Origin of the sequence: Chryseobacterium sp. KMC2, assembly GCF_016756935.1 — a bacterium.
GTDB lineage: Bacteria > Bacteroidota > Bacteroidia > Flavobacteriales > Weeksellaceae > Chryseobacterium > Chryseobacterium rhizosphaerae.
Genome location: NZ_JAESIT010000006.1, coordinates 146024 through 165228, shown reverse-complemented (window position 1 = coordinate 165228; position 19205 = coordinate 146024). Strand labels below are relative to the sequence as shown.

At 37.5% G+C, this 19205-nt stretch carries 16 protein-coding genes; 4 read left to right on the top strand and 12 right to left on the bottom strand.

Annotated features, from left to right (window positions below; translation table 11 throughout):
- Positions 1 to 113: 113 nt before the first annotated feature.
- The 5 genes from JML65_RS09120 to JML65_RS09100 all read right to left on the bottom strand — a co-directional run bounded on the left by JML65_RS09120 (position 114) and on the right by JML65_RS09100 (position 3644).
- Positions 114 to 617 carry a TlpA family protein disulfide reductase gene (locus JML65_RS09120; protein WP_237390819.1) on the bottom strand — a complete coding sequence of 168 codons (504 nt, stop codon included), beginning with the start codon at positions 615 to 617 and terminating at the stop codon, positions 114 to 116.
- Position 618: 1 nt separating this feature from the next.
- On the bottom strand, positions 619 to 1047 hold the full coding sequence (locus JML65_RS09115; RefSeq protein WP_202270606.1) for a rhodanese-like domain-containing protein: 429 nt from the start codon (positions 1045 to 1047) through the stop codon (positions 619 to 621).
- 94 nt (positions 1048 to 1141) lie between these two features.
- Entirely contained in the window at positions 1142 to 1405 is a 264-nt protein-coding gene (locus tag JML65_RS09110) for a hypothetical protein (protein WP_202270605.1), read from the bottom strand.
- Between the two features lie 79 nt (positions 1406 to 1484).
- Positions 1485 to 2858, bottom strand: a complete 1374-nt coding sequence (locus JML65_RS09105; RefSeq protein WP_202270604.1) for an aldehyde dehydrogenase family protein — start codon at positions 2856 to 2858, stop codon at positions 1485 to 1487.
- A gap of 30 nt (positions 2859 to 2888) precedes the next feature.
- Positions 2889 to 3644 (bottom strand): type 1 glutamine amidotransferase domain-containing protein, encoded by a 756-nt coding sequence (locus JML65_RS09100; protein ID WP_115917821.1) that lies wholly within the window; start codon positions 3642 to 3644, stop codon positions 2889 to 2891.
- Between the two features lie 266 nt (positions 3645 to 3910).
- Here JML65_RS09100 and JML65_RS09095 point away from each other — a divergent pair, with 266 nt between their 5' ends.
- Positions 3911 to 5572: an FAD-binding dehydrogenase gene (locus JML65_RS09095; protein ID WP_202270603.1), complete on the top strand. Its 1662-nt coding sequence runs from the start codon at positions 3911 to 3913 to the stop codon at positions 5570 to 5572.
- A gap of 23 nt (positions 5573 to 5595) precedes the next feature.
- A complete protein-coding gene (locus JML65_RS09090; protein WP_047496587.1) occupies positions 5596 to 6399 on the top strand; it encodes an SDR family oxidoreductase in 804 nt (267 codons plus the stop codon).
- Between the two features lie 78 nt (positions 6400 to 6477).
- On the opposite strand, the gene JML65_RS09085 is transcribed toward JML65_RS09090, so the two are convergent.
- Entirely contained in the window at positions 6478 to 8079 is a 1602-nt protein-coding gene (locus JML65_RS09085) for a T9SS type A sorting domain-containing protein (protein ID WP_202270602.1), read from the bottom strand.
- A 289-nt stretch (positions 8080 to 8368) separates the two neighbouring features.
- On the opposite strand from JML65_RS09085, the gene JML65_RS09080 reads away from it, so the two are divergent.
- Entirely contained in the window at positions 8369 to 9292 is a 924-nt protein-coding gene (locus JML65_RS09080) for an alpha/beta hydrolase (protein ID WP_202270601.1), read from the top strand.
- 90 nt (positions 9293 to 9382) lie between these two features.
- Here JML65_RS09080 and JML65_RS09075 read toward each other — a convergent pair whose 3' ends face one another.
- From JML65_RS09075 to JML65_RS09055, 5 genes are all read right to left on the bottom strand, one after another.
- Complete coding sequence (locus tag JML65_RS09075) at positions 9383 to 10192, bottom strand: phosphatase PAP2 family protein (RefSeq protein ID WP_202270600.1); 810 nt, start codon at positions 10190 to 10192, stop codon at positions 9383 to 9385.
- Between the two features lie 32 nt (positions 10193 to 10224).
- On the bottom strand, positions 10225 to 12645 hold the full coding sequence (locus JML65_RS09070) for a TonB-dependent receptor domain-containing protein (RefSeq protein WP_317194048.1): 2421 nt from the start codon (positions 12643 to 12645) through the stop codon (positions 10225 to 10227).
- Positions 12646 to 12696: 51 nt separating this feature from the next.
- Positions 12697 to 13449, bottom strand: a complete 753-nt coding sequence (locus tag JML65_RS09065; protein ID WP_202270599.1) for a hypothetical protein — start codon at positions 13447 to 13449, stop codon at positions 12697 to 12699.
- A gap of 334 nt (positions 13450 to 13783) precedes the next feature.
- A complete protein-coding gene (locus JML65_RS09060; protein WP_115917833.1) occupies positions 13784 to 15070 on the bottom strand; it encodes a sensor histidine kinase in 1287 nt (428 codons plus the stop codon).
- A gap of 206 nt (positions 15071 to 15276) precedes the next feature.
- Positions 15277 to 15951 (bottom strand): response regulator transcription factor, encoded by a 675-nt coding sequence (locus JML65_RS09055; protein WP_047496485.1) that lies wholly within the window; start codon positions 15949 to 15951, stop codon positions 15277 to 15279.
- Positions 15952 to 16130: 179 nt separating this feature from the next.
- Between JML65_RS09055 and JML65_RS09050 the strand changes: the two genes are divergently transcribed.
- Positions 16131 to 17978: a chloride channel protein gene (locus JML65_RS09050; RefSeq protein ID WP_084084228.1), complete on the top strand. Its 1848-nt coding sequence runs from the start codon at positions 16131 to 16133 to the stop codon at positions 17976 to 17978.
- A gap of 209 nt (positions 17979 to 18187) precedes the next feature.
- Here the strand turns inward: JML65_RS09050 and JML65_RS09045 are convergent, their stop codons facing one another.
- The gene (locus JML65_RS09045; protein WP_047496490.1) at positions 18188 to 19132 is read right to left on the bottom strand and encodes an aldo/keto reductase; all 945 of its coding nucleotides are present in this window, start codon (positions 19130 to 19132) and stop codon (positions 18188 to 18190) included.
- Positions 19133 to 19205 lie beyond the last annotated feature (73 nt).

Below are 19205 nucleotides of genomic sequence, written 5' to 3'. Positions count from 1 at the left end.
GCTCTAAGAAAATGTATTCTCAATTGTATATCAACAGCCTTTAAAAACAGATGAAAGTATTTTCCGGTTTATGCATACAAAAAAAGCAGTCATTGATTGACTGCTTTTTTATTTTAATGCTGACTTAGATTTTTCTTTAAAAAATCTTCCAGATCTTTTCCGTGAAGATTTTTAGCAATGATCATACCCTCTCCGTCTATGATGACATTGAAAGGAAGTTCATCTACTTCATACAATTTGGCAACCGGACTTTTCCAGAACTTTAAATCACTGATCTGAATCCAGTTAATACCAAACCGCTCTATTGCTTTTTGCCAGCTTTCTTTATTTTTATCTAAAGAAACGCCAAGAATTTCAAATTTGTTGTTATTCTCCTGCCCTGAATAGGTAGTATACAGAGCTTTCAGTTCCGGCTGTTCTTCTACACAGGGGGCACACCAGGTTGCCCAGAAATCAATTAACACCATTTTACCTTGTAAAGATGAAAGCATAAATGTACTTCCGTCTGCTTTAGTCATGGTGATTTCCGGAGCCTTCTTTCCTATTTCAATGTTGTGGTTTTGAGCCATCATCAATCCTGAGAAAACAGCACAAAATAATACAGTATAGATCTTCATCTTAATCATTTGTAGGATAATCTTTATCTAACCAATCTGTTTTAATATTTTTCGGAAGGTTCAGAAGCTTTGCATTTTTAAAGCCCATTTCCATCAGCAGGTTAAATGCCGGACGGATATTGGGACATTTTACAAAAGGACAGCATCCACAATAGATTACAATTTCTTTGTTTTTGGGAATATCCTTAAGGTAGTTTCTCAATTTTTCCAGATTCTCCGATTCGTGAGTTGGGCCTATGTCTACAGAACCTTTAATAATGGCTTCAGGTCCTACAGAAATAATGACAATGTCCTTAGTCTTATTCTTTACAATTCGGGAAGCCAACAATGCCGGGTCCATCAGCTGACTATCTTTCCATGGATCCTGTTTTTGCTGTGCCTGGCTCAGCATTGAGCAGACAAAACAAACCATGACAAACAAATACTTCATAGATTTCTATTTTTCACAAAGATAAATAAGAAGTTGACTATGGAAAGAGGAATATATCCGGAATACCGATTTATCTTTCAATTTTCTCTTAACATCAAAGTTTTTTGGGAGTGATATGAAGGACGTTTGCAGCTCCCGGTTCTATGATCAGCTGGGTTCCTGAACCTGTCTCATGCTCCCTTCCCTGAATAGCCGACCCTGTTGTCAACGTAAGCTTTCCCTGAAAAACGGGATGAGGAGGAGTAAGAGCTATTTCAATGTCCTCTTCTCCAAGTTGTATAAGGATTGTTTCTGCCTCGATCAGCTGCCGTGTACCATCTTTTGAGACCGCAAATGCCTGATATGAATTATTTTCCATTTATTAATATTTTCACAAAGATAGAAAAAGCCCCATCCTGCATTGGGATCGGGCTTGAAATAATTGAAAAATTTTATAATCAGCTGAATACACTTAAATTTTTAGCTATATCTTTTCCTGCATAAGGAGGAAATACATCAAGTTCCAGATCCGGATTTCCAATCAGCATAGCTTTAGTATTGCTTAAAGCATCAAATCCTGCTTTACCATAATATTTACCCATTCCGGCATATCCTACTCCACCGAAAGGTAAACTGTCTATCCAGCAGTGTAAATTCGTTTGGTTAATACAACCACCGCCAAAGGAAACCGAATGAAGAAAATAATCGATATGATCCTGGTTTTTACTGAAAATATAGGCAGCCAACGATTTAGGCTTACGTTTAATAATTTGGGTAATCTCTTTTAAATCTGAATAAACCATTACAGGTAAAACCGGTCCGAACACTTCCTGCTGCAATGCAGGGTCTTCCCAGGTACTCGGATAAAGAACAGTAGGTTCTACATACCGCTGAGCAACATTGAAGCGTCCTCCGATAACTACCTTTTCAGGAATGATATAGGAAGCCACCCGCTCTGCATCATGTTCACTGATCATTCTGGCGAGATCCGGGCTCTGCTGAGGATCATCACCATACATTTTCCGGATGGAAGCCTTTAGTTTGTCAATAAATTCTTCAGCAATACTTTCGTGTACATATACATACCCCGGGGCAATACACCACTGTCCTGAAATGGCATTATGTCCCCAGGCTATTCTGTCTACAGCAATATCAAGATTTGCCGTTTCATCAACAATAGTAGGGTTTTGTCCACCCAGTTCTAAAATGACCGGTGTCAGATTTTCTGCTGCAGCACGCATGACGACTTTTCCAACATTGGAACTTCCTGTAAAGAAAATAAAATCAAAAGGTAGTTGTAATAATTCTGTAATTTCTTCCCTGCCCCCTGTCACAGCCGTTACAGCTTCCGGTTCAAAATATTTAGGAATAAGCTCAGCAAATAACCGGGCCACGGTAGGAGTTGTGTTAGCCGGCTTTAGAATGACTGTATTTCCTGCTGCCAATGCTGCAATGGCAGGATCAAGTAATAACAATACCGGTGCATTGAATGGACCAATGACTAAAGTTACCCCATAAGGTTCTTTATAAATAATTCCACTGTTTCCGGTTGCCTCCAGACCTTTTGGAATATCAACCTTTTGAGGAGCCATAAGCTCTCTGAGATTTTCTTTATAATATTTTATTACCCCTAATGGTACTGTAATTTCAAATAACTGTTCAAAAGGAGGCTTACGGAAGTCCTGCTCGAGGGCTTTGCAAAAAACGTCTTGATTTTCTGTGAGGAATTTTTCCATCCTGTTGAGCTGATCCATACGCCATTCGTATGTTTTGGTAGCATCACTAAAGAAAAATTCTCTTTGTGTATCGAAAATATTCTGGTATTTGTTCATACGTATTGTGTGTTTTATATTATTAATAGGCTATTCTGATAAAGCTTCAATTACCAGTTGTGATGCAAGAAAACTACTGTGCTGCTGTTGTGCAGTAATGAGTCTTCCATCTCTCACAGCAAATGGTTCCAAAGGCCCGGCAACTTCAAATTTGGTATTTGGGTTTTTTCTGGCTTCTGTTTCAATAGTATAATCATTTACGGTCATTCCAAACATTTTATTAATAATATCCTCTTCACTGTCTGCAAATCCTGTCCATGTTTTACCATCTGCCAAAAGTTTTCCATTACTGAGTTTAACCCATAAAAGTAAAGATGTTCCATGACAGATAAGACAGGTAATTTTTCCTGCCTCATAAAAGTCTGCAATAAGCTTGTGAAGTTTTTCATCATCTTTAAAAGTGAGTAAGGGAGCTCCTCCCCCTGCAACACAAACAGCATCATAATTATTAATATCTATTTCCTCAATCGTTTTTGAATTTTGCAATAATTTTCCAAAAACATTATGATGGCGAAAACCGATACTAATCAAATCATTAGGATACGCGCCGTCCGGATTTTCAGGATCCGAGTGGGCGTCAAATTTCACTTCCCCTCCTTTTGGGGAACATAGATCGACATCATAACCAGCCTGTATAAAATCAAAAAAAGGACGTGTCATTTCTTCTGCAAAAAAACCGACACTGATGCCATGAAGAAGGGAGGCATTAGAAACTAAGCACAAAACTCTTTTTTTAGGATACATGTGTTTGGGTTGTCTTCTGATTATATTCTCATGTTCATTCATATTATATTTTTTTTGGATTGTTGAAGAGTTTCGTTTGTGTTTTCTTAAACAAAGTTATATAAATGAATAACTTATATACGGTGATCTTTTCGGAACTTTAGAAAATTCAATTATTTTTCCCGTTAATAAGAATTATAATACCCCATCTAGAAAAATTAAACATCTGAAAGTTGAAAACCATTCCTTTACAATAATTTTATCGGGCTAAGCGTAAATATTTTATACATTTATATAAAGTATTGTTCAATAAAAAATATTCCAGTAAAATGACAGATAAATTCCAACCTGATGCCATTATCATAGGAACCGGACTGGCCGGTCTTACAGCTGCTATGGAAATAACGGATGCCGGAAAGAAAGTCCTCTTACTGGATCAGGAGACTGAAGAAAATATAGGTGGACAGGCATTCTGGTCTTTCGGAGGCCTTTTCCTTATCAATTCACCCCAACAGCGGAGAATGGGAATTAAAGATTCTTATGAACTGGCTTTACAGGACTGGAAAGGGACGGCAGGTTTCGACCGGAAAGAGGATTACTGGCCCCGTCAATGGGCAGAAGCCTATTTGAAATTTGCAGCAGGTGAAAAATACAAATATATTTCCAGGCTGGGGATCAAATTGATGTTTATGGTAGGCTGGGCAGAGCGTGGTGACGGATCTGCCACAGGACACGGAAATTCAGTACCCCGTTTCCATGTCAGCTGGGGAACGGGCACAGGTGTGATAAAGCCCTTTGTAGAAAAAGCATACCAGGCCAAAGAGAAAGGTTTGTTACAAATGAAATTCAGACACAGAGTGACTGAGTTGATTCTGGAAAATGGAAAAATAAAAGGACTTAAAGGAGACGTCCTGGAAAACGACTCTCAGGAAAGGGGAATTGCTACGAATAGAAATGTAATTTCTCGATTTGAATACACGGCTCCTCATATTATTATTGCTTCAGGAGGAATAGGTGCCAATCACGAGCTGGTAAGAAAGAACTGGCCTGAGAGATTAGGACCTGCTCCTGAAAATATGGTATGTGGAGTTCCTTCCTATGTAGACGGAAAAATGATTGGTATTGCAGAAAATATAGGAGCTGATATTATCAATCGGGATAGAATGTGGCATTATACCGAAGGAATCCAAAACTGGAATCCTATCTGGCCTAACCACGGGATAAGAATATTGCCCGGGCCCTCCTCATTGTGGTTTGATGCTAAGGGAAAGCGTCTTCCAGCTCCTTTCCTACCCGGATTTGATACATTGGGGACTTTAAAATACATCCAGGATACAGGATTTTCTTATTCATGGTTTATTCTGACTCAAAAAATTATAAAGAAAGAATTTGCACTTTCCGGCTCGGAACAGAATCCGGATATTACAAATAAAGACTACTCTCTCTTTTTGAGCCGGATTTTTGGCAAAAAAGCTCCTGGACCTGTAGAAGCATTCAAAGAGCATGGAAAAGATTTTATCGTATCTGATCATTTGGAAGATCTTGTTTCTAAAATGAACCAGCTCGCCGGAAATCATCTTTTAAAGTATGAAAAAATAAAAGAGCAGATTGAAGCCCGGGACAGAGAACTGGATAATAAATTTTCAAAAGATACACAGGTCAATTATATCCGGAATACCCGCAGCTACCTGGGCGATAAGCTAGGCCGTGTGGCAGCTCCACATAAAATATTGTCTCCTGAAAATGGACCTTTAATTGCAGTACGCCTTAATATTCTTACCCGTAAAACACTGGGTGGTATTAAAACGAACCTTAACGGACAGGTTTTAAAGGCGGATGAAAGTATTATTGAAGGACTTTATGCTGCCGGAGAAGTAGCCGGTTTTGGAGGCGGCGGAATGCACGGTTATCGTGCTTTGGAAGGAACATTCCTTGGAGGATGTATTTTTTCGGGAATGAAAGCCGGGAAATATATCGCCGGATTAAAATAAGAACATTTGAACAGGGAACAATTATGAGTAGTTATTTTGACAATAAGGTTATTTGGATCACGGGAGCATCATCAGGAATTGGAGAAGCACTGGTTAAAGAGCTTACCGTGAATACTAATGCAAAGATTATCCTTTCTTCCAGGAAGGAGGAGCAATTATATGCTGTAGCAGAAAATACAGGGCTTACCCACTCCAGATATGCCGTGCTTCCTCTGGATCTGGCCCATTATAAAAGCATGCCTGATATGGCAGGAAAAGCAATAGAAAAATTTGGAAAGATTGATATTCTTATTAATAATGCCGGGCTTTCTCAGCGTTCTTTGGCCATGGAAACCGATATCGAAATTGATAAACACTTAATGGAAGTTGATTATCTCGGAACCGTTGCCCTTACCAAGGCGGTTGTTCCTTATATGATCAGAAACGGCGGAGGGCAGATTGCTGTAGTTTCCAGTCTCATGGGCATATTCGGAGCTCCGATGAGAAGTGGATATGCTGCTGCCAAACATGCGTTACACGGTTTTTTTGATGCCCTCCGTGCAGAATTATATAATCAAAACATCCTTGTTACAATTATCTGTCCCGGATTTATACAAACCAATATTTCAATACATGCGCTTACCGGTGACGGCTCGCTGCAGGGAACCATGGATGATGCCACTGAGAAAGGAATGCCCGCTGATGTTTTTGCAAAAAAAATGCTCTATGCTATAGAAAAAAAGAAAAATCAAAAAGCTATTGGCGGCAAAGAAGTCATGGGCGTTTATTTGAAAAGATTCTTTCCTGCTCTGCTGGCAAAAGTAATTCGAAAAGCTAAAGTAGTCTGAAGAAATTATAACTCCATATAATATAAAAAAACCACACAAAAAGTGTGGTTTTAATCGAGTATTACTATTTTTAGTATATTATTCTATAATGAATTTTTTGGTCGTTTTTTGTGTACCACCTAGTACGTTCAAGAAATAAACTCCTTTTTCAAGATGACTTGTGTTGATCTTGGTTTTTAATCCTTCTAATTTTTGTTGATGAACTGTTTTTCCTAACATATCCGTAATGGTAGCCTCCATAGAAGGTGTAAAATAATCAAGCTTTAAAGTAACATAATCTTTTGCCGGATTAGGAAAAATTGTAGCTGTAACGCTAGCCTCTTTCGCAATCTCGCTAGTAGCCAGATGCTCTGGTGCAAGCTTTACAACCCAAGCATCATAATCTCCATGATTTCCCGTCACATCGCCATTGTTGGACTTAGAACTTCCTGCAATCACATAGCCACCATCTGCAGTTTGAATGACAGAGGAAGCCTCATCACTTTCTGATCCTCCTATGCACTTTTGCCATTGAATATTTCCTATTGCGCTTAGCTTTACAGCCCAATAATCAAAAGAAGGAGGCAGTTCTCCAGGGCCTGGATTTATAGGAGCATGATATCCTGCTACCTGACCGTCAGTTGAAATGGTATTTCCTACGACCAGATATCCACCATCAGAAGATTGGATAATAGAATATGCTCGATCTAATTTCGTTCCTCCCAACGCTTTTTGCCATTGCAAATTTCCCGCCTCGTCTATTTTTACAATCCAATAATCAGTCCCCCCGTGATTTCCTGTTACATCTCCATCGGTAGAAAAAGACTGACCAGCCATAATAAATCCACCATCCGAAGTTTTTACCATAGACAATGCTTGATCCGGATATAATCCTCCAAAAGATTTTTTCCAAAAAACAACACCTCCATCAGCGTTTAATCTTAAGATCCAAAAATCCGTGTTGCCATGATTTCCTGTTATATCACCGGTGTTTCCTTCGGCATATCCGGAAACTACATATCCACCATCATTCATTTGAACAATGGAGTTGGCCTGGTCATCTCCTGTTCCACCAAAAGATTTTTTCCACTGAATATTCCCGTCAGAGTTTATTTTTACGATCCAGTAATCTACATAACCGTTATTTCCTGCTACATCACCGTTATTAGACATAGAACTTCCTGTGAATATATATCCGCCATCTGTCGTTGGGATTATTTTACTAATAGCATCAGTATTTGATCCACCGAAAGTTTTTTTCCAATGAATAACTCCTGCATCAGAATTTAATTTTAAAACCCATCCATCTTCGAGTCCATGATTTCCTGTTACATCACCATTATTTGAATTGGTAGTTCCGGCAACTACATATCCGCCATCAGCAGTCTGAATAATGGAGTTTGCTTGGTCATTTTCTGTTCCTCCCAAAGATTTTTGCCATTGAAGATTTCCTGTTGAATTTAATTTTGCGAGCCAGTAATCTTGTTTTCCGTGATTTCCTGTTACATTCCCGTTGTTTGAATTAGAATTTCCTGCCATCATATACCCGCCATCAGCGGTTTGAATGATGGAATTTGCATAGTCTTTTCCTGATCCTCCTAAAGATTTTTGCCATTCTATAGCTGGAGCTTGTGCCATACTAGAGCCTGAAAAAAAGATACCTGCCAATACAGGGATCGTTTTTTTGTAATTGAATTTCATGGTTTTTAGTTTTTTAAATTTTGAAGCGCAAATGTATCATTAATAAAAGAATAAACCTCTATGTTGTACAGGTTTTTACTCCTGTTGCTATATATAGCAGGTTTTATTTATGAAGAGTAGACTGGAAGGCTGTTTTTAATATGAAGAAATCTATTTTTGCAGATATAAATATTCTTCAATCAGTAAAATGTATCCGTTTTCAGGTAAAATGTCTACCTGTTTTGAAAATAGCTGACTGTACATTTGTATCATAAAATAATCAAAGTGTTAATCACTAAAAACAAGTATTATGATTCAGTCAGTTACATTTAAAAATCTTAACCGGAACGTAGCAGCAGATGTGTACTTCCCACCTCATTTTGATGACAATAAAAAATATGCAGCGATTATCAGTGCACATCCAATAGGAAGCTGTAAAGAGCAGACCTCAGGAAATATCTACGGACAGGCATTGGCCGATGCAGGATTTGTAGTATTGACATTTGATGCTTCATTTCAGGGAGCCAGCGATGGAGAACCCCGTTTTATTGAAGATCCTACATTAAGAGTAGAAGACTTCCGTTGTGCCTGTGATTATCTCGTAACCCTGCCCTATGTAGATGAGAAACGTATCGGAGTATTAGGAATCTGTGGCGGTGGCGGTTATGCTATTAATACAGCGATGACAGAGCGTAGAATTAAAGCAGTAGGAAGCGTTACAGGAGTTAATTATGGAAGACTTTGGAGAGAAGCATTCGGAAACTGGAATCCTATTGATGCTTTGGAAAAGATTGCAGAACAGCGTACAGCGGAAGTAAGAGGTGCAGAACTTCGTGTAGGTCAGTTTTTACCACCTTCTGTAGAAGCTGGAAAAGCTGCCGGAATTAAAGATATTGATGTATTGGAAGCTACGGACTATTATAAAACGTCAAGAGGAGAAAAGCCACATGGAGCAACCAGTTACCTGTATTCCCGAAGCAGTGCTGCTGTAGGCTGGGATGCTTTTTATCTGGCAGAAGTTTTATTGACACAGCCATTAATGGTAGTTATTGGAGACAAACCAGGAGGATTCGGAGCTTACAGAGACGGATTGGAAATCATGAGAAGAGCCAGATCAGAGAAAAAAGAACTGGTAATCGCGGAAGGATGGTCTCATTATGATTTGTATGACCAACCGGAGCCTGTAAAAATAGCCCTGGACCGACTGATTCCTTTTTATCAGGAGAATTTATAAAAAAACAAAGCGTCATTCCCATGGAGTGACGCTTTATTTTTTAAGACAATTATTCAACAGGGTTAAACATTAGTGGGTAAAAACATTCACCTAAAAGGTTTTTATCAGTCCTATTCCTACTGCATTGTTCTGATAAAACGGCATCACCATTGTAGATGATAATGCTGTGTTTTTAGTTTTATTTTTTCCGCGGAGTAAATGATCAATTCTTGGATATAGCCAATACGCCAATTCTGTTGAAAGGATTCCAAATCCAGTTCCTGCAACGACGTCTCCCAGCCAGTGTTTATCATTCAGCATCCGGTATACTCCGGTGAAGATGGCAAAGGGATATCCGGAGAGACTTAACAAAAAATTGGTGTCTTTATATTCCCTGAACATAAACTGTGCATTGGAAAATGCTGTTGCAGCATGTCCTGAAGGGAAAGACATCGTATTGGAACGGTCAGGCCTCTCTTCTTTGACCATATATTTTAAAGGAAGGGTAAAAGCGGCAGCAATCAGCTGTGACGAAGCATAAATAATGGTGCGGTCTCTTAAGTTATGCTTTCCCTTTACACCTGCCAGATTGAGTCCGTACACGATAAGTCCCGGAGCATACTGTGTATAATCATCAAATTTTATCCGGGTAGGTTTGTGTTCATCGATTTCAATTTTAGTATCTAAATTGATTTCTCTTAGTCCTCTTACTGTTAAGCCTGCTACCCCATACCCAATAAAGGCTGCCGGAATAATCAGGCTTTTATAATTCAGTTTGCTTTTTTGAACAGCAGTTGTGATACTATCATGTATTGGTTTCTGAACTATAATCGTGTCATTATTGTTTTGTGCACTGATTGTACTGATAGCTGACATTAAAACAATGAAATAGATCAGCATTTTTTGACGTTGTTTTTTCATCCTGGATTACATTTGCAATTTTTACTTCTTTATTAAAATTTATAACTATACCCCAATCTTACGACCTGAGTTTCATAATAATCGTTGCTGGTATACGCGAATCCCATTCCTTGGATTTTTTTCTTCATCACCATTGTATTGAGTATATCAGAAGCATTCAAAACTATTTCTCCTTTTCCTTTCTGAATGGCTTTTTTTATACCTAAATCCATAGAAAACCTGGACCTGATTCGTCCCTGGGGAATAATATCAGGAGCAAGGTAAACCGCTGTAAGCTGGGCATCCAATCCTTTGGTAAAATGAAAAACATTATTCATCTTGATATTTCCTGAAATGGCAGATTGTTGGTCTGCTGAAAAAGTATTGGGTTCAGGATAGAGGTTTACTACTGAAAATGCATTAATCTGATTATGGTATATATTTCCATTGATATTAAAAGAATAGACATCTGATACCTTTTGGTTCCATATTGCTTCTAAACCTGTATTATAGCTTCTTCCCGCATTTTGGAACAGGGCATAAATCAGCGTGCTGTTGGGTACAATACTTGAAATTCTGGTAATGGTTCCATTGGCAAAACGATGGTATAGTGCAGAATATAAATATCCGTTATCCCAATTGTATTTATATCCCAGTTCCAGAGAGTTGGTAAATTGGGGTCTTAATGCGGGATTTCCTACTTTAATAATCTCTGCGTCATCATATTTAGGAAAAATCCGGATATCCACTTCGTTAGGGCGGTCTACCCTTCTGTTATAAAAAACAGAAACCTTATTATGTTCGTTGAGTTTATAGGCTAATCTAAAGTTTGGAAACGGCTGTGTATAATTATACCCATCACTTGTATAAGTGGGATGATTGGGATTAACATCATATTGAATTTTCACATATTCAAGTCTGATACCCAGCTCAGCCTCCCATTTCTCATTTTCAAAAATATAATTCCCATAGACTGCCGGGATAAATTCTTTGTAATCGGCTTTCCCTCCTGCAGAAACATCCAACACAGAATTTGTTCCGGGAATAAAATTCATATTAGTTGGGATACTTCTGTTTCTCATTTTAATTCCTGTTTCAATCCTGCCATATTTTAAAGGTTTTACATAATCTACATTGAAATCATATACCTGTTCATCCGATAATAATTTGAAAGCATCTGTTCCGGTAGATGTAGACAAATAGTTATCATAGAAATATTTTTCGTCTTCTCTATGGAAAGTATAATTGAATCCTACATTTAATACATGACCGGCTTCTTTGAATTTATGCTGATAAGAAGCTGTTCCCATTACAGTAGTTTTTAATTCATCTTCCAAAAACTGCCATAGACGAAGGCGTTGAGATACATCTCCGTTAAAAAATGGCTGATCTCCACGATCTATAATTTTCTCACTTCCATACATCCCTGAAATAGTTAATGTATTTTGTGCGTTAATATTCCAGTCTATCCCGGCCTTAGTGGTAAAAAAATTGGTATTTCTGTTTCTTTTAAGCTGTGAATTAATGACTGTTCCATCGTCGTAAGTACGCGTTACAAATTCATTTTTATTAAGAGTTTGGGTATATAAATTATCAGCCTGTAGAAAAACATTTACTTTATCTTTTCTGTAATTAAGAGACAGTGAAGGATTGATCTTTGGCGTTAATGTATACTGTGGCCTTATAGTTGGTAGATTTTCTTGTCTTACCCAAAGGGAACCTAATCCTGTTGTAAATCCTACCTTACCATTCCATCCGTTCTTTTTATTTTTTTTCATGATAATATTGATAATACCAGCATTTCCATTGGCATCATACTTTGAAGAAGGATTGTTGATGATTTCAATTTTTTCAATGGCAGAAGCAGGTATGTTATCCAGCCCCGACTGGCTTCCAAAACCTGTAAGGGCTGTTTGTTTACCGTCAATAAGCACTGTTACTTTATCATTACCCCTTAGCTGTACTTTGCCATCCTGAACCGTTATTCCCGGTAGATTTTGCATACTTTGTAATACAGATCCACCGCTTTGGCTGATATTGTCTGCAACAGCATATGTTTTCTTATCCAGACGGTTGTCTATTTCATTCTTTTTGGAAGCTGTAAGGGTAACTTCTTCAATCCTTGTTTCCTTTCCCTCTTTTGAGATCAGTTCAATCATGGGGATTTCCAGGAACTCAGAAAGACTTCCTATAAAGACAGGCTGTCTCTGGGTATCGTAGTCCGTCATAGAAGTTTCCAGAATATAATGATCAGGTTTTATACCCGTCATAGAAAATCTTCCCTCCTCATTGGTAATGGTTCCGGCTACAAAAGCACTGTCATTTTCCTTTTTTAAAATAATATGGGCATAGGCCAATCCTTTTTTGTCTTTATCGGTTATTCTTCCGGATACCGTTACAGAAGTCGTTTGTGCAAAGACTATAGTAGAAATAATGCATGTTGGAAAAAGGAGCAGTTTCTTTCTGTTCATCATAAATATTGATTTTTTTAAGAATATTTTTCTTTTATCAGCTAAAAAAGGATGTTATCCTTGAAATGGCGATTTTCTAATTTGTTTTCTTTGTGAAATAATAACCATGATAACCATTAAAGAGAGTGAGACCAGCGAAGCATTCAATGTTCCAAGATCAAGGCCCCCTTTTCCGACTGGTTTGGTCAAAAGATCCCCGAATATAGCACCGAATGGTCTGGTAAAAACAAAAGCAATCCAAAACAATACAACATGGTTGATCTTAGTAAAATAGTGAAGCAAAACAACGGTAAGGATGATCAATCCTGTAATACAAGCTCCGGTTAGGTAGCTCAGTCCCATGTTGTCACTTAGAAAGTCTCCGAATGCCGTTCCCAGGCTGTTGGAGAATAGTATGGCAGTCCAGTAATAAAGCTCTTTATTTCTTTCAAAAATGGGATAGACTTCAAGATCATTGTATTTTTTATACCATAAAAAAAGTGAAGCCAGAAGCCCGGAAAGAAGAATTAAACTCCCCAATAAGTATCCGGCTTTTAATGTTCTGTCTATAAAGTCGGAAATCTCTGTACCTAAGGTTGTTGTCCCTATAATCACCATCCAGTATACAGCCGGCACATATTTTTTTATGTTGAGTTGTATGGATAACAGAATGGCAAAAAATGATAAGGTAACAACAATTCCCATCGTATAGCCTAGATTAAGAGTCATAGAAATAAAGTCTCCCAGGGTTTCTCCAAGCGTGGTAGCTACGATTTTCATTAACCAGAACAGCAGAGTGACTGCTGCTACTTTGTTCGCTGTTCTCATCTTGTTTTATTTTTAAAGGCAAAAAGTTGTGGAAGATTGATCATCAAAAATGAACCATAAAAAAAAATTTCGGTTGATCTCTCACTTAAATACAGGAAAGCAGGAAGCAAAACTACCATCAGAGAGAAAGGCAGATATGAGATCATAATCAATATAAGATTTACCTTACCGCCATACATAGCGCTAAGCAAGAATACAGGGATTATTTCCGGAAACAAAAGGGCAATTTTTACAATCATTTCTAATAAAATCTACACGTAAGTATATTTTCTATACAAAAGTGCAATCAGATTTAGAAGAAATTTTGAATTGTCCGGGTTGGGATATTTTTTAACTATAAATTAACGGAAAAGACATGATGGTTATTCTCAAATCTGTAGCTGACCGTCCAATGATGAAATTTGCAGATCTCCTGGATAATAGACAGTCCTAGCCCACTTCCATGATGGTCTGCTGACAGTTTTGAAAATCTTTTGAACAATAAATCAGTATTCAGTTTTTCCACTCCTGAATTGGAAATTTCAAAAACAGAATCTCTTAATTTTATAGCAATAGACCCATCGGGCAAAGTATGTCGGATGGCATTGACAATCAGATTATTAATCATAATCTCTGTTAGGCTGCTATTTCCGTTTAAGCGGACGTTAGATTCAATATATTCTTGTACGTCAATGTTTTTTTGTTCGAAATGTTCTTTGAGAATATCAATACTTTGGCGAAGGAGCTGATCAAAAGAGAAATTTTCAGAATTATCAAACTGGTTATTGTCTATTTTAGCCAATAACAACAGGTTTTTATTAATGCGGGAACTTCTGGTAAGCGCCCTGTTCATATCTTCAACAATTCGGTATTGTTTTTCTGTCAGATCCTGATCCTGTAACAGGAGATCCAGTTTATTTTTGATAATGGCAAGTGGTGTTTGCAGCTCATGAGAAGCATTTTCAGTAAACTCTTTTTGAGTTTTATACACTGAAATATTGTGCTCGATCAGCTTATAAAGAGATTGGTTGAGTTCTTCAAACTCTACGGTATCAGAAGCTGGGAATTCAATTTTATTCTGGCTATTGAGTTTAAAGGTTTTCAATCGGTCCAGGGTCTCCCGGAATGGTCTCCATATTGACGCCGAAAGTCTTCTATTCATATATAAAAGCCCCACCACTATCATCACAAAGAAAAAGACCGTGATCATGGCTATCACTGCTATTGTTTCGTGGGTTTCTTCAATATTGGTTTGTATGGTAAAAAGATAGGGTCTATTTTGGATGTAAACCACCTTCTCCAGGCATCTGTATCTTTCCTTTTTGTGTTCAGATATAAATGGAAGATGTCTTTCATTAGTATAAACGCTATCACCCTTTATACGATTTGCAGAAATTTTTTCAATATTGGTTTCAGGCTGAATATTATTCCATAATTTCAGACTTTTTCCTAGCTGATCTTCGGATAGTTTCAACTGATTGAACTCATACGCCGTTTTCTCTACAATAATCTGGTTATGCTCATCAAGTTCACTTTTCCAGATGGTATCCACCACAAAGTAATACACAGGAATACTTATCGTCAACACAATAAGTACATAAATAAGAAATGGCTTTGTCGTTTTACTTAATAGAGGCTTCAAAGTAATGATGAGTTATAAGTTTTGAGTTTTTGAATGTTGTAAGATCAGTACCTAAGATTCTTTTTTATCTGCAATCTAATATTAATTGGATATAAGTTTCGTTTAGTATTTTAAAAGTAAAACGATATTTTGTTATTCCAAAGAATATGATGAATTATTTCAATATATGCTTTCATGATAAAGCAAGTTTAAGAAATAGAATTAGCTCATGTTTCCCACTTATAACCTGTTCCATATACGGTTTTGAGGTAATGGCTGCACCCCGCATCGTATAATTTTTTCTTTAGATTTTTTACATGAGCATAAACAAAATCATGATTGTCCAGCATATCTGCAAAATCACCTGAAAGATGTTCTGCCAAGGTACTTTTGGAGATTACTTTATTTTTGTTTCCTATAAAATAGATCAAAAGGTCAAATTCTTTTTTGGTTAAGGAAATGATATCATCATTGACAGACACTGTTTTGGCGAGTAAGTCAATTTGAAGTTCATTCTGTTTGATTACATTGGAACTGCTGAATTGCTTCCTACGGATAATGGAATATACTCTTGCCATAAGCTCAGAAAGATGGAAAGGTTTGGTAAGATAATCATCAGCCCCCAGCTTCAAGCCTTCAATTTTGTCATCCAGTGCATTTTTGGCAGAAATGATAATTACCCCATCCTGTTTGTTCTGTTTTTTTAATTCCTCTAAGATTTTCAGCCCATTGCCGTCAGGAAGCATAATATCCAATAAAATACAATCATAGTGAAATGTTTCAATTTTATTCATGGCTTCACCAAATGTGGAAGCAGATTCACACAGGTAATTTTCTTCAGAAAGATATTCCGAAATACTCTTAGCAAGCTCTGTTTCGTCTTCAACAATTAGAATTTTCATGCGATAAATCTATCATTAAATTTTGAAGAAATTTTGAATTTTTTATTTTTCATTGACTATTAATGGGTTCTCTGTGAATTGCATTATTTAAAAGGGGATCAGTTTAGTAGTTTTTGTAAGATATTTCATAAATTTACAATTCTGTATCAAATTGATAGCAGTATTAAAATTCTTCCCAGGTGAAAATTCACAACAAAAAAAAGTACTTAAGCTTCCTTAAATTTAAAAGAGATTTCCAAAAATACGGATTAGAAAAAGCGCGCAGTTATGAGCTTATCCTGCATTGGCTGAACAATAGATTAAGCAGAAACCAGTTTCTTGTACTCTCCGGAATTCTTGTGGGATGTACGGCAGGACTTGCAGGAGTAATCCTGAAAACTTTAGTCCACTATATTCATAATTTCATTACCAATAAAGTTCATTTTGAATACCAGATATTATTTTATATCGTCTTTCCTTTTTTAGGAATTGTATTGACAACAATGATCGTTATCACCTTATTTAAAGGTCAGGACCGGAAAGGAATTGGTGCTATCCTCTATGAAATTGCCCAAAATTCCAGTATTGTGGCTTCTGTAAAAATGTATTCACAGGTGATACAAAGTGCTATTACCGTTGGTCTGGGAGGTTCTGCAGGACTGGAAAGCCCTATCGCTGTTACCGGTGCTGCTATCGGTTCCAACTATGCCCAAACCTACAGACTCAGCTATAAAGAGCGTACTTTATTACTGGCTGCCGGAGCTACGGCAGGGATTGCCTCTGCATTCAATGCTCCCATTGCCGGGATTATGTTTGCCTTTGAAATTCTCCTGACCGGGGTTGTTTTTACAGACTTTATCCCTCTGGTTGTAGCCGCAGTCTGCGGAAGCCTTTTGTCAAGGATTTTGCTTCAGGAAGATGTTCTTTTCAGATTTTATACCAGAGATCCTTTCAACTATAAGAATGTTCCCTATTACCTTATTTTGGGAATTGTAACCGGATTATATGCCCGGTATTTTGTAATTATTTCTCAAAAAGTAGAACACTTTATAAAGGGGCTTCAGCTTTCAAGAATGCGTAAAGCCATGTTTGGAGGAGCTGTTCTTTCCCTGCTTTGTGTCTTATTTCCTCCTTTATTTGGAGAGGGATACGAAACCGTAAAAGCATTCACCAATGGAAATACATATTCTATTATTGAAAACAGTTTTTTCAGATATTTTGAAATTGGCGACTGGACGATTATTATATTTTTGGTTCTGGTATTGCTTTTAAAGGCTTTTGCAACTTCTTTTACCATATTCAGTGGTGGAAACGGTGGAAATTTTGCTCCATCCCTTTTTGCGGGTGGTACCTTGGGCTATTTGTTTGCTTTGGTCTGCCAACATCTTGGATTTTCGGACGTACCGGTAACCAATCTTGTTCTTGTGGGAATGGCAGGAGCAATGAGTGGTGTATTATATGCCCCTCTTACTGCTATATTTCTGATTGCAGAATCCAGTTTTGGATATGATCTGTTTATTCCATTGATGATTGCTTCTGTGATATCTTATCTTATCGCCAAATGGTTCTCTCCTATTTCACCGGAATTAAAATCTCTTGCCGATGAAGGGAAAATATTCACAAATAAGCATGATAAAAACCTTCTTTTTGCCTTAAGAACGGATGATTTCATTGATAAATACTCACAGACCATCAATGAAAATGCTTCTATTACAGATCTTTTTGAACTGGTGAAAAACGGAGATAAAAATATCTTTGCCGTAGTGGATGATCAGCGAAAACTGAAGGGAATCCTTACATTAGATGATATAAGACCATATCTTTTTAACAAAGAAATTGATCCTTCTCAACTGATCGTTCAGGTGATGAAAGCACCACCGGCTATACTCCACCGTGAAAATAAGCCATTGGAAATTCTTCAGACCTTTGATGACACAGGAGTCTGGAGCCTTCCGGTAGTGAGTGAGAATAATGATTTCATTGGCTTTATCTCAAAATCTTCTATTCTCATGAGCTACAGACAATTATTAAAAGAATACTCTGATTAACAGATACTATTTGACACTACAAATTTCAGCTGCTTATACTATCTGCTGATATTACAATTGATAGGCTGAAAATTCCCCTCCTCTGGAGGGGTGGCAAATCAAAGATTTGACGGGGTGGTTATAAAAAGAACTTACATGTATAAAAAAGTAATCCGTTCAGTATTGAACGGATTACTTTAATTTTAATCTATAATGAAGGGTCGTTACAACTAATTACTAGCCTTGTTAAGCAGATTTATATCTTCCTGATCTAAAACAAGTTTTGGAGCATTAAACAGCGTTTCAAGCTGTGACGGACTGGTCGCACTAACGATAGGGGCCGTAATCAGCGGATTGGCTAATAACCAGGCCAGAGCTACCGTACTTTGAGGGGCGTGATGTTTCTCACCTACCTGATCCAATGCTTTTAAAACATCAAGACCTTTGGCGTTCATATATTTTCTTACCCCTTCTCCTCTTGCACTTTTTGCAAAATCTGCTTCCTCACGGTATTTTCCGGTTAAAAAACCTGCAGCCAGAGACCAGTATGGAAATACACTCAGGTCAAACTCTTCTACCAAAGGTGCGTAATTTTTTTCAAAACCTTCTCTTTCTACCAAATTGTAATGAGGCTGTAGCGCAACATATTTGGGAAGATTGTTTTTTTCAGCCGCTTCAAAAGAAGCTTTTAAACGTTCCGGGGAAAGATTGGAAGCTGCAATATAACGTACTTTTCCTGCCTTGATTATCTCATCATACGCTGAAAGAGTTTCCTCTACCGGAGTGACGTTATCGTCGAAATGTGTATAATAAATGTCTATATGATCAGTCTGAAGTCTTTGCAGGGATTCATCCACTGATTGTAAAATATGCTTTTTACTGATATCATAACCGTGTTCTTTTGTTTCAGAGCCTACTTTTGTAGCCAGTACAATATCTTTACGGTTAGAACGGCTTTTCATCCATTTTCCGATAATCTCTTCCGACTGTCCTCCTCTGCCGTTTACCCACCACGAATAAGTGTCTGCCGTATCTACAAAATTGAATCCTGCTTCCGTAAAACGGTCTAATATATCAAAAGATTGTTGTTCGTCCAGTGTCCATCCAAAAACATTCCCACCAAAATTGATAGGTGCTACTGTTAGATCGGTATTTTTGATCTTTCTTTTTTCCATAAAATGATTTGTTATTACAACGTATTATATAACCTCTAAGGTAAGGAATCCTGAAGAGGATAAGGATTCAAAA